Annotated in this window: 11 protein-coding genes and 1 pseudogene; 8 read left to right on the plus strand and 4 right to left on the minus strand. The window is 59.6% G+C overall.

Annotation, left to right across the window (positions count from 1 at the left end; genetic code table 11):
• The first annotated feature begins 46 nt into the window (after positions 1 to 46).
• A complete protein-coding gene (locus VLA07_RS03615) occupies positions 47 to 1,348 on the plus strand; it encodes an HAAAP family serine/threonine permease (protein WP_108181721.1) in 1,302 nt (433 codons plus the stop codon).
• 304 nt (positions 1,349 to 1,652) lie between these two features.
• A complete protein-coding gene (locus VLA07_RS03620; protein ID WP_007968083.1) occupies positions 1,653 to 1,970 on the plus strand; it encodes a DUF3509 domain-containing protein in 318 nt (105 codons plus the stop codon).
• Here VLA07_RS03620 and VLA07_RS03625 read toward each other — a convergent pair.
• Positions 1,967 to 2,467 (minus strand): phosphate-starvation-inducible protein PsiE, encoded by a 501-nt coding sequence (locus VLA07_RS03625; protein ID WP_003221775.1) that lies wholly within the window; start codon positions 2,465 to 2,467, stop codon positions 1,967 to 1,969. The two genes, VLA07_RS03620 and VLA07_RS03625, sit on opposite strands and share 4 nt — an antisense overlap.
• A gap of 325 nt (positions 2,468 to 2,792) precedes the next feature.
• A complete protein-coding gene (locus VLA07_RS03630; protein WP_330206267.1) occupies positions 2,793 to 3,512 on the minus strand; it encodes an autoinducer binding domain-containing protein in 720 nt (239 codons plus the stop codon).
• 155 nt (positions 3,513 to 3,667) lie between these two features.
• On the opposite strand from VLA07_RS03630, the gene VLA07_RS03635 reads away from it, so the two are divergent.
• From VLA07_RS03635 to VLA07_RS03655, 5 genes and pseudogenes are all read left to right on the plus strand, one after another.
• On the plus strand, positions 3,668 to 4,222 hold the full coding sequence (locus VLA07_RS03635) for an acyl-homoserine-lactone synthase (protein WP_333988422.1): 555 nt from the start codon (positions 3,668 to 3,670) through the stop codon (positions 4,220 to 4,222).
• A gap of 148 nt (positions 4,223 to 4,370) precedes the next feature.
• Entirely contained in the window at positions 4,371 to 5,615 is a 1,245-nt protein-coding gene (locus VLA07_RS03640; RefSeq protein WP_247267886.1) for an AfsA-related hotdog domain-containing protein, read from the plus strand.
• On the plus strand, positions 5,612 to 6,760 hold the full coding sequence (locus tag VLA07_RS03645) for an oxidoreductase (RefSeq protein ID WP_097090416.1): 1,149 nt from the start codon (positions 5,612 to 5,614) through the stop codon (positions 6,758 to 6,760). Before VLA07_RS03640 ends, VLA07_RS03645 begins: the two co-directional genes overlap by 4 nt.
• A 13-nt stretch (positions 6,761 to 6,773) precedes the next feature.
• Positions 6,774 to 7,544 (plus strand): SDR family NAD(P)-dependent oxidoreductase, encoded by a 771-nt coding sequence (locus VLA07_RS03650; protein WP_333988423.1) that lies wholly within the window; start codon positions 6,774 to 6,776, stop codon positions 7,542 to 7,544.
• A gap of 187 nt (positions 7,545 to 7,731) precedes the next feature.
• Positions 7,732 to 7,986 (plus strand): annotated as a pseudogene (locus tag VLA07_RS03655) (YebG family protein); the annotation flags it as partial.
• Positions 7,987 to 8,164: 178 nt separating this feature from the next.
• Here the strand turns inward: VLA07_RS03655 and VLA07_RS03660 are convergent.
• Complete coding sequence (locus tag VLA07_RS03660; protein WP_047597781.1) at positions 8,165 to 9,184, minus strand: Glu/Leu/Phe/Val dehydrogenase family protein; 1,020 nt, start codon at positions 9,182 to 9,184, stop codon at positions 8,165 to 8,167.
• Positions 9,185 to 9,356: 172 nt separating this feature from the next.
• On the opposite strand from VLA07_RS03660, the gene VLA07_RS03665 reads away from it, so the two are divergent.
• Complete coding sequence (locus tag VLA07_RS03665) at positions 9,357 to 10,160, plus strand: SirB1 family protein (RefSeq protein WP_330207993.1); 804 nt, start codon at positions 9,357 to 9,359, stop codon at positions 10,158 to 10,160.
• 185 nt (positions 10,161 to 10,345) lie between these two features.
• Here the strand turns inward: VLA07_RS03665 and VLA07_RS03670 are convergent, their stop codons facing one another.
• The gene (locus VLA07_RS03670) at positions 10,346 to 11,716 is read right to left on the minus strand and encodes an MFS transporter (protein ID WP_333988424.1); all 1,371 of its coding nucleotides are present in this window, start codon (positions 11,714 to 11,716) and stop codon (positions 10,346 to 10,348) included.
• Between the last annotated feature and the right edge of the window lie 64 nt (positions 11,717 to 11,780).

Raw genomic sequence — 11,780 nt, forward strand, 5'->3', positions numbered from 1 at the left:
CCCGCCAACCGTGAGCCCGAGCAAAAATAATAACGAGGCAAAAACGATGACCGATGTACGTACACCTGCTGCCGAAAATCCCGCTGTAGATCGCACACGCAACACCGAAACTGCCCACAAGGGCTGGAGCAAATCCGACACCACCTGGATGCTCGGTCTGTACGGCACCGCGATTGGTGCAGGCACGTTGTTCCTGCCGATCAATGCCGGTGTCGGCGGTTTCTGGCCATTGCTGATTCTGGCGTTACTGGCGTTCCCGATGACCTTTTTCGCCCACCGGGGCCTGACCCGCTTCGTCTTGTCCGGGCGTTCGGGCGACATCACCGAAGTCGTGGAAGAACACTTCGGCATCGGTGCCGGCAAGCTGATCACCCTGCTGTACTTCTTCGCGATCTTCCCGATCCTGCTGGTGTACAGCGTTGCACTGACCAACACCCTGAGCAGTTTTCTCGAACATCAATTGCACATCGCGCCTCCACCTCGGGCAATCCTGTCGCTGGTGCTGATCCTCGGCCTGATGGCGATCGTGCGCTGCGGGCAGAACGTGATCGTCAAAGCCATGAGCGTGCTGGTCTATCCGTTCGTCGCCGCGCTGCTGTTGCTCGGCCTGAGCCTGATCCCCAACTGGAACGGCGCGTTCTTCGCCAGCGCTCAAGAGCCTATGCCGCTGTCGACGTTCCTCAAGACCCTGTGGCTGGCGATCCCGGTGATGGTGTTCTCGTTCAACCACTCGCCGATCATCTCCGCCTTCGCGGTTGACCAGAAGCAGCGCTACGGCGCCGAGGCCGAACGCAAGAGCAGCGGCATCCTCGCCATGGCCCACGGGATGATGGTGGTGACGGTGATGTTCTTCTGCTTCAGCTGTGTGCTGGCGCTGTCGCCGGCCGATCTGGCAGCAGCGAAGGCGCAGAACATTTCGATCCTGTCGTACCTGGCCAACCACTTCCAGACCCCGGTCATCGCTTACGCCGCGCCGCTGATCGCGCTGGTGGCGATCACCAAATCCTTCCTCGGCCACTACATCGGCGCCAGCGAAGGCTTTCAGGGCATGATCGTCAAGAGCCTGCGCGGCCGTGGCAAGGTGATGTCGGCGAGCTGGCTGAACCGTGCGACCGCGCTGTTCATGATCCTCAGCTGCTGGGCCGTGGCGACGTTCAACCCGAGCATCCTCGGCATGATCGAAACCCTCGGCGGGCCAGTGATTGCCTGCCTGTTGTTCCTGATGCCGATGTACGCCATCCGCCGTGTGCCAGCCTTGCGCCAGTACTCGGGACAGGCGTCCAACGTGTTCGTGGTGCTGATCGGCCTGATTGCACTGTCGGCGATCATCTACTCGGTTCTGCCCTGAAACGGGCCACAAATGACAAAGGCGAGCCATGCGCTCGCCTTTTTTATGCCGTATCCATTGTCCAACAATTTTCCCGGCACAGCCCTTGCTATGACCTGTGCAGGAGCTGTCGAGTGCAACGAGTCTGCGATCTTTTGATCTGCATGACGCACATCAAGACGCTGCAGAGCAAAAGATCGCAGCCTGCGGCAGCTCCCACATAAAGCAACAACACAGGCCACGGAATCGCCGATGATCAGGTATTGCGAACCAACCCGATCACGGCCGGTCAACAACTGCACGTTCAATCAGGCGGTGACGCATCATGGACAACCCTTTTCAGATCATTACCGATGCCTTCGCGCCGGACTATCAGATCAACCTGAGCATTCAGGGGCTGGACGGCAGCATCATGCTGACCCTGTCCAACAGCGGCCGAATCGTCGCCAAACGGATGATCAGCGCCGAACAGCGCAACGATCCGGTACGGCTCAAGCGGCTGGTGCAAAGCATTCAGTTCGGCATCGCCATCGAACAGGGCCACAGCGCCATGGCGATCCTTGAAGCGATGACCAGCGGCGACGGGCTGCCTCCGCCACCGCAGCAGAGCAACGGCCAGCCTCGGCCGTCGATGGGGCTTTAAAGCTCGCCCTTCTCGATCTCGGGGTGTTCACCGGAGCCGGCGCCGAGCTTGCGTTGCGGTTTTTCGATCTTCACCGACGGAAATTGCGACGAGGCGTAACGCACCACCAGGATCGAGAACGCCAGCAGCAGAATGCCGCCGCACAGGTAGATGATGCCCATGTCCGGCGGGTTGTGGTGCGAAACGTTGGAGATCAGCAGGCGGGTCAGCGCAGTGATCGCCACGTAGATCAGGAAGCGCACCGGCATGTGGTTGGTCTTGAAGTAAATCCCGACCATCGCCCCCAGTTCCAGATAGATGAACAGCAACAGAATGTCATCGATCTTGATGTGGCCTTCTTCGAGCATGCCGAGAAATTCCATCACCGCCGCCCATGCGGTCACCGCACCAATGGCGAACAGCGCCAGGTAGTGGAAGGTCTCGACGAACAGGTTGCCCAGGGACTCGGCCAGTTGATGCACGTTTTGCCGCAGTTTCTCGGCCCAGTTGATTTTCACGATGATGTTCCTTAGCCCGATGCGAGCGGATGATGCCGGTTGGACGTGACGGTTTTCCGTATGCGCTATGCGCCATGCAGAAACGAGGCCACGCATCATGGCGAGCCGGCATGAAACCTGCGCCGTGGCGTTTGGTCGCACCGTTGAACAGGCACCGTCGACAGGAATGTTTGTGACGGTATAACTGAAGTTTCTTGATGAATTCGTTACGCTTGAAAAGGCATTAGCTTATAAATGAAATGTTATTAATCGGGAAAATCTGTGAACTCGCGCACACACACTCCGGTTATTCACCAGTTAGTTATCCAATAAATTATCAGGGTAATTATTTCCACAGCAGGCCCATCAGCGAAGCTTTAACTGCAGCGGCGATCTTGTTTTGGCAACCGAGTTTTTTCAGGCAATGATTAATATGGAAGTTTACTGTCCTTTTGCTGATACCGAGGATCACCGAAACATCGTCCGATGACTTTCCGTCAGCGGTCCATTGCAGGATTTCCTTTTCCCTCAGCGACAGTTCTATCGGTACCGGGAGCACCGAATCGGCGCCGCGCATCTGCAGGCGCGTCAGCCCCAGGTGAGTAATCTGGGCCAGCCAGGACAGCTGCGCCTGTTTGGTTTCGAGTTCCTGCGCGGTGATCGTCCCGCTGCCCCGGGCAAAGGTCACCAGCCCTTGCGTTTCGCTGTTGAGCAGCGTCTGCCCCCAGCCCTCCGAGAGCCCGTGAGCCTGCGCATCCTGCCAGAATTCGGGCATCTGAGCCTTGAGTTCAGCGTCCCACAGCACCGGTTTCACGCTGCGCATTGCGCGCTGGACGTAAGGATCGATGTCCAGGTAACGATTGGCGGAATAGGCAGCTTGCCAGGCGGGCGAATAATTATTGGCGAGAAAAAGACAGGGTTTGGTGATGGGGAAAAGCCGGCGTGACCCGTAAGCCACATAATCAAACTCCAACTGCCTGGCGACGGTCTTGATACTGTCGAACAACAACTCGACATCCGTTGCAGACATGGCGTTTTCCAACAGTTCAGCCTGCCAATATGACATAGAGATTCCTTTCCCACAGTTAATGCTGCCGGCCTCTTGCCAACATGCCTAGCATATTTCCAAATGTTTCCGCTAGCTGTCAAGGGTGACAGGTAGTATGCGAGCGCAGTGTGCACTTTAATCGCCACCCAACCAATCACTAAACGGAATCTGTGATGGATTACTTGTCAGGACGTTATGACGAGTTGACGACACTAAAGCGTCAACGCTTGGCTCAATATCGCTATCAGGTGTTCGTCGAACGCCTCGGCTGGCAATTATCCACGCCGGACGATTTCGAATTCGACCAATTTGATCACAGCGGCACTCACTACATTGTCGCCGAAGAACACGACGGCAACATCAAGGGATGCGCCCGCCTGCTGCCCACCACCCAGCCGTATCTGCTGAGTGAGGTGTTCACCTCGTTGCTCGGCGACAAGCCTGCCCCGTGCGGCGATGACATCTGGGAGCTGTCGCGTTTCACCTCACTGGACCTCGATGCCGAGGGCGGCAAAAACGAACAGATGATATCCGACGAAAACACCGTTGGCCTGTTCATGGCCACGCTGGAGTACGCCCGAACCTGCGGCGTTTCACATCTGGTGTCAGTGTCCCCGGTTGCCATCGGACGCCTGCTCAGACGTGGCGGCATCGACTACAAATGGCTGGCGCCGCTGCAGGTTCTGGACAACCGAACCCTGGGCGCCTGCTACATCACGGTGCAGTAAACCTGCCCGACACTCGATAACAAGAAAACAAGAAAACACATCAACTGAAGCTGCTGACACGCGTCGAGCAGCACCTTTCGGTGTGGGTCGATTTCACGCCATGGATAGCAACTGCCTTACAACCAACGTTCAACACAGAGGGATGATCATGATCGACATGCACAGGAAAGTTGCCAAAGACATCGTCCACAAGGGCCACGATGACGACGTGCTGATTTACGACGCTCACCACTTGCTGCCGGCCTGGCTGCCGGCCGCCATCGTGCAACGGGCGAACCTTGATCCAATGGATCTGGAGATCGTCAATCAGGCCTATCGGCTCGACAGCGAGCGTCTGGTGCTGCGCTCGCTGCCAACCATCATTGACCTGGAAGAGCTCGAACAGGCAGGCCTGTCGGACTGTCTGCCAGAACTGCTGACGAATTACGAAAAGGCCACCGACCACCTGATCCTCAGCGGCATCTGGGTGCTGGAAAGCACCGAGGCCAAACTGGCTCGACTGCCCGGTTGCGGCAACGGCCTGAGCCTCGATCAGCGCCGGCTGGTACATGATGTCCTGAAAAACCTGGACGGCTGCCCGCAGCAGGGTCTGCTCTATTTCACCCTGTTCAACGACACCGCCAATTACTTTTTCTACCGCAAGCACCACGAGCACGTGCCCGGCCTGATGCTGATCGAAGCGGCACGCCAGGCCATGTACGCGCAGTTCTACGAGCACAGCGGTTATGCCCGCGGTGAGGTGTCGATTTCCATCGTTGATCTGCTGTCGAGTTTTCCCCGTTACACCGAGTCTTCGTTTCAGGTGGATGTGCTGGTTGGCGACTACGAAGGCATGGCCCAGCCGCGGGCGCGCAAGGTCGACAAGCGTGCGCGATTCTTCCAGCGGGGCGAGTTGGTGGCCGACATTCGCCTGCACGGTGAAGTGATCAAGATGCCGGTGTTCAAGCGCATGCGGAATATCAACATCGACCCCGCCTGCTGGTTCCGTCCGCTCAAGGGCATACGCCATGAAGTGCTGGTGCGCCTGGATTCAGGTCGTCACCTCTCCGCCCGCCTTGAGCTGCTGTCGATGGCCGGCCTGCAAGTGCAATGCGACAGCCCGCTCGAGGCTTCCGAGCGCGGACACGTCTACCTGTACCTGGAAAACGAAGGGATGATCAGCCTGCCGTTGCAATCACTGCACGCCAGCGACGCGACAAATGCCGGCACGCTCAAACTGCACCTGGCAGAGCTGGATTCACCGTTGCGCTTCAAGTGGCGCGAAGTGCTCAAACAGTTCGCTTACTTCTCCCACGAAGAAACCGCCCCGGTTCCGGCGCCTGTCCTCGGCCAACCGTTGTGGATGACCTTCGACCAGGCTTCGGCGATGCCCGAACAAAGGAAGGAAGCATGATGCCACGCTATCCCCACGTGCTGGAGCCGCTGCGGCTGGCCGGCGGGCTGGAGTTGCGCAATCGACTGTTCTTCGCGTCGATGGGCGTGGACCTGGCCGATCACAGCGGATGCGTGACGCCCGCCATGATCGAGTTCTATCAGGGCATCATGGAGGGCGGCTGCTCCATGGCGTTTCTGTGCAACGCCACGGTCTCGCCGCAATCGCGTCTGCAGAGCACCGGGCTCGGCCTGTTCGAACAGCAGCAGGGCGAATCGCTCAAGGCGATGTTCGCGATGGCCGAGCAGGTCAACACGCCGGTAGGTGTGCAATTGCAGCATTACGGCGGTCAGGGCACCACCACCCACACCGGCGTTGCCGTGCTGACCCCGAGTGGCGTGCCCTGTCCGCGCGTGTCGAAACTTGATCCGGATTACCGCGTGCGGATCATGGACGAAAGCGACATCGCTCAGGTGATCGAGCAATTCGCCCATTCCGCCTGGCTGGCCTGGACCAACGGCGCACGTCTGGTGCAGTTGCAGGCGTCCAACGGCTACCTGCTGAGCAGTTTTCTTTCGCCGCACACCAACAAGCGCACTGACCGATATGGCGGCAGCGAAGAGAACCGTGCGCGACTGTTGCTCGACGTGGTCAAGGCCATCCGCGAGCGCACCCAGGGCCAACTGATCGTCACTATTCGTCTGGGCATCGACGACCGTCTGGGCGCTGAAGGGCTGCAATATCCGGACCTCAAGGAAACCGTGCAGGCGCTCTGTCAGGCCGGCGTTGCCGCGCTGGAATGTTCGATGTGCATGGGCGCGACCTTCGGCCAGTTGATTGTGCATTCGGAGACCATGGACCATTACCTGCAAGCCGGAGTGCGGGCGATCAAGTCGGTGTCGACAGTACCGGTGGGTTACGCCGGTTTCATCGACGGTCTGGACAAGGCCGAGCAGTTGCTCGCCGACGGCGTATGCGATTGGGTGGGGATGTCGCGGGCGCTGTTTGCCGACAACGACCTGATCAATAAAACCCTGCAGGGCCGCTCCGCCGACATCCACAAATGCCGATGGGACAGCCAGTGCTTCAGTGACAAAAGCAATCCGCGACTGGATCGGGTGTATTGCTGCGTAAACCCGAAATATTTACGCCCCGCGTTGGCATAAGGAGATGCGACACATGTACGATTTTCTGGGAAAAGTCTGCCTGGTCACCGGCGGCACCAGCGGCATTGGCGAAACCGTCAGCGAACGCCTGATCAAGGCCGGCGCCGATGTGATCGTGTTCGGTCGGGACGAAGAAAAAGGCGCGGCGCTGGCTGAGCGGCTGGGTGAACACTGCCGCTTTATCGCCTGCGATGTCGGTGATCCGGAGCAGGTCGAGCAGGCGTTCGCGACCATTCGTTCGGCCTACGGCCGCCTCGATTGCGCGTTCAACAATGCCGGCGTGACCGCCAAATACGGAGCGCTCGCGCAATCGTGCCCGGAGGACTGGATGAAGGTGATGAACATCAACGTCAACGGCACCTACCACTGCATGCGCCATGAACTGCAACTGATGCTCACCCGCGGCACCGGGGCCATCGTCAATACCTCGTCCTGCGCCGGCGTGGTACCGATTGGCGGCCAGGTCGCCTATGTCGCCAGCAAGCAGGCGATCAACGGCATGACCCAGGTGGCGTCGATCGAGAATGCGCGGCTGGAAGACGGCGGCTGCATTCGCGTCAATGCGGTCGCCCCGGGGCCGATCCTCGGCGGCATGAATAGCGAGGCACGCCTGAAAGCCGCACCGGAAAACACTCAGCGTAAAATCAACGTGACGTCGATGAAGCGCTTCGGCACGGCGGACGAAGTGGCCAACGCGGTGCTCTGGCTGCTCAGCGATCAATCCGCATACGTCACGGGTGTGATCATGCCTATCGATGGTGGTTACGCCAGCGGCAAGTTCTGAAATCAAAAAAACCAACGACCCGCCGTGTGCGGGTCGTTTTGTTTGAGGCGCGTGCATCAGGAAAAATGCCGAATCCGGTCTACATTGAAAAGCCACTACCCAAAGCGCAGGGATTCGCTTATCCTTTCGCTGTATATAAATACAGTAGTCGCTAAGACAACTAATGTGAAGGCATGTGAGGTGGTGAATGGCCGTCGAAGTGGTATACCGCAGCAGCCGAGATCTGGAGCGCTTGTTCATGGATAAAGCCGAAGCTGACCGTCATGACAAAATGCTCGAACTGGCCGAGATGCTGTCCGAAGTGTTGCAAAAAGCCGTGCCGTCGCTGAACGAGCAGCAGGTTGAAGAAGTCGGAATCTACATGGCGAAGAACCGCGATGTGTTCGCCAAGGCCTTCAAGAGCCAGCCTGATGCGCTGTCGGAGCTGATCAATGCACCGGCAGAAGTAGTCGAAAAAGACGCAGCGGCTGAGCCGGAAGAAGCTCCAGTGAAGCCGGTTAAAGCGGCGAAAGCTGCCAAGTAACCACGTTTGAATCGAAAAGATCGCAGCCTGCGGCAGCTCCTACAGGGAATACGCATTCCATATGTAGGAGCTGGCGCAGGCTGCGATCTTTTGCTTTTCAGCGATACAGGACTTTCTCTGCCAACTCATCCGCTACCCGCGCCGGCGAGCGCTTCTCGGCCTGCGCATGGGCAAACACTTCGGTCAGCCGCGAACTGATCTTCGACAGGTGCGCAGTAATCGTCCCCAGCTCTTCGCCGCGATGCTTGAGCGAGACATAAATCAACCCGCCCGCGTTGATCACATAATCCGGCGCATACAGAATCCCGCGCCGCTCCAGTTGATCGGCCACGTCCAGATGCGTCAGTTGATTGTTCGCTGAACCGGCCACCGCCGAGCAGCGCAGTTGCGTCACCGTGTGACTGTTGAGCACCCCGCCGAGGCCGCACGGCGCAAGGATGTCGCAGGGTGTACTGAGCAAGGCGTCGTTGGCGATCGGATGCGCGTTAAGCTGTTCCATCGCCAGTTGCACCTTGCCGTGGTCGATGTCGCTGACCAGCAATTCAGCCCCTGCCGCGTGTAATTGCTCGGCGAGTGCGTAACCGACATTGCCCAAGCCCTGAATCGCCACGCGCAGGCCCTCGAGGTTGTCGCTGCCCAGCCGCGCCATGGCGGTGGCGCGAATCCCTGTGAACACGCCCATCGCCGCATGCGGCGCCGGGTCGCCGGCCGAGGTGGTGCTGGTGACATGCTGGGTCTGCTGGGCAATGCAATCCATGTCCGCTACCGAAGTGCCGCTGTCGATGGCGGTGATGTAGCGACCGTCGAGCTGCTCGATGCAGCGGCCAAACGCTTCGAACAACGCAGCGCGGTTTTCCACATGCGCCGGCCGCACGATCACCGCCACTCCGCCGCCCTGATCAAGCCCGGCCAGGGCAGCCTTGTAGCTCATGCCTTGCGCGAGGCGAATGGCGTCCTCGACTGCAGATTCGTCATTGGGATAGGCAAGATAACGGCAACCGCCCAGGGCAGGCCCGAGGCGACTGTTATGAATGGCAATGACCGCCTTCAACCCGGTGACCGGGTCAACGCTGAGGTGCAGCGATTCCAGGCGAGTGCTTTGCATGAGAGCGAACATCGGCAGGCTCCCGAATCACTTCTGGTAGACGCCAGTATAGGCTTGCGCCCAAAAATTGCTGAAGCGCACCGGAATAAGCGCCCGCTTCGACGGCGACTTTGCGGCATAACCTGGCCGGTACTGGACGAATGGCGCGGACGGGGCTAAAACGAGGCATTCCCCGGAGATTTCGATGAGTCCGCGCCAACGTTTTTTCGAGTGTCTGCACCGTTCACCGCCCGCGCTGTTCGAAGCGGCGCTGTGGATGGCTGCCGAGCACGAAAAAGGCCTGGATGTCGAAGCGCTGCAACAGGACTTCAAGGAGCTGCTACAGCGCGTCAGTTACGGCTTGCCGATGCTGCCAGTCAGCGAACTGGCGCAACCGTTGCTGCGGCGGATGAATGATCTGGGCTTCTCTCAGGATGACTTTCTGCCGCTGCGCCCGCAGGTCGCGCTGTTGCACAAAGTGTTGCAGACCCGTCGCGGCCAGCCGCTGACCCTGTCCCTGATTGCTCTGGAACTGGCCCGTGGTCTGGAGATTCCGCTGGTCGGGGTGAACTTCCCCGGGCATTTCCTGCTGCGGGTACCCGGTGCTGATCACCTGCTGGATCCCTGCGGCGGTCGGCGGCTGTACCCCAATGACTGTCGCGAGTTGTTGCAACGTCAGTACGGCGCGCACCTCAAACTCAACGCTGACCATCTGGCCACCGCCAGCCCAGAGCAGATGCTCCAGCGCCTGTCACGCAACCTGCGGCAGTTGCATCTGGCCCATGAGGATTACATCGCCGCGCTGATCGATGCTGAACGCGTGCTGGAACTGGGCGGTGCCAGCGCCGCCGATTATCTGGCCCGCGCCAGCCTGTATCAACGGCTTGATTGCCCGAACGCCGAGCGCTTCGACCTGGAACATGCGCTGCTGCTCAGCGACGATCCGATCCAGCGCCTGCGCCTGACTGAACGCCTCGGCCACCTGCCACCCAATTCCGTTGTGCACTAAACGCTTTTTGTAGGAGTGAGCCTGCTCGCGAAGCGTCGTGTCAGCGATGAATGCATCGAAACCTGAATCGCCTTCGCGAGCAAGCCCGCTCCCACAGGGTTCAGCGTGGCCCCATTCTTCTGCATCACAACGATCCCTTGTGGGAGCGTGGCTTGCCCGCGAAGCAGGCGCCACCGTTGTTCCTGTCAGACTGCGTTATCGTTCTTCGCGAGCAAGCTCGCTCCCACATTGGATTGCGGGATATCTGAAGGCGAGCGCACCTGGATGATCAGCAGCGCCGCAATCACCGCCGGAATCGCGCAGAAGAAGAAAATCTGCGTCACCGGAATGTGCATCGCCAGCAGCATGCTGCCGAACAACGGCCCGAGGATCGAACCGAAGCGCCCTACCCCCAACGCCCAGCCCGTGCCCGTGGCCCGCACATGCGCCGGGTAGAAATTACTGGCGAAGGCGTTCAGCGTCAGTTGCCCACCGATGATGCAGAACCCGGCGGCAAACACGCAGGCCACCAGATAGCGCGGGTTGTCGTGGTTCAAGCCCAGCAGAATCGTGCACAGCGCCGCCCCGGCCAACACCGCGCAGAGCAGCCGCACCTTGCGTTTCAAACGGTCGGCGAACCACGCCATGCACACCGCGCCCAAGGTGCCGGCGAACAGGAACATCGAGGTCACCAGGTTGGCTTCATTGAGTTTCAGACCGCTTTCCAGCAACAGCGTCGGCAGCCAGCTGATCATGAAATACAACAGAATCAGGCTGACAAAAAACGTCGCCCAGATCAGCAGGGTCGGGCGCGCATAACCGTTGCGGAACAGCTCGACCACGGTCAATTTGCTGCCCTGCTCGCGCTTGTTCTGTTCGACGGACGCGGCCGGCGGTTGCCAGTCCGGCAGCATTCGCGCGGTGACTTTGCGCAGGCGCGCATAGGGCGGTGCATCGCGCAGCAGACGTGGCAGCGACTCCGGCAGCATCCACCACAGGAACGGGAACAGCAGCAACGGCGTGACACCACCGGCAAGGAACACCGCTTGCCAGCCAAAGCGGTCGATGAAGCCCGCAGCAACAAAACCACCCGCAGCACCGCCAAACGAAAACCCACAAGCGGCCAGCGTCACCATCAAGGTGCGCAGACGAGGCGGTGAATATTCCGACATCAAGGCCATGGCACTGGGCATCGCACCGCCCATGCCGATACCGCAGATGAAGCGCGCGATCATCAAGGTGTTCAGAGAATCGGCGAACACCATCAACACCGTCAGGCTGGCGTAGATCAGCACGCAGGCGAGCAGGATTCGCCGCACGCCGAAGCGATCGGCCAGCGGCGTCACCGCGAGCGAGCCGAGCGTGAGGCCCAACAGGTTGGCGCTGAAAACCGGCCCGAACGCGGCTTTCTCCAGCCCCCAGTCCTGAGCCAGGGCCGGCACCACGTAACCGAGCACCTGGGCGTCATAGCCGTCGGTGACCAGCAGCAAGGCGAGCAGGATCAGCAATAACCACTGATAGCGGGACACAGGACGGGCGTCGAGTGCCGCGCGAAAGCTGGCAATCTGGTTGTGCATCGCAAGGTACCTGTTTTGTTTTTATGTTTTTTGTGTGCGGCCCTGATCCCTTGTAGGAGTGAGC

The organism is Pseudomonas sp. S3(2024), assembly GCF_036861315.1.
Lineage (GTDB): Bacteria > Pseudomonadota > Gammaproteobacteria > Pseudomonadales > Pseudomonadaceae > Aquipseudomonas > Aquipseudomonas putida_A.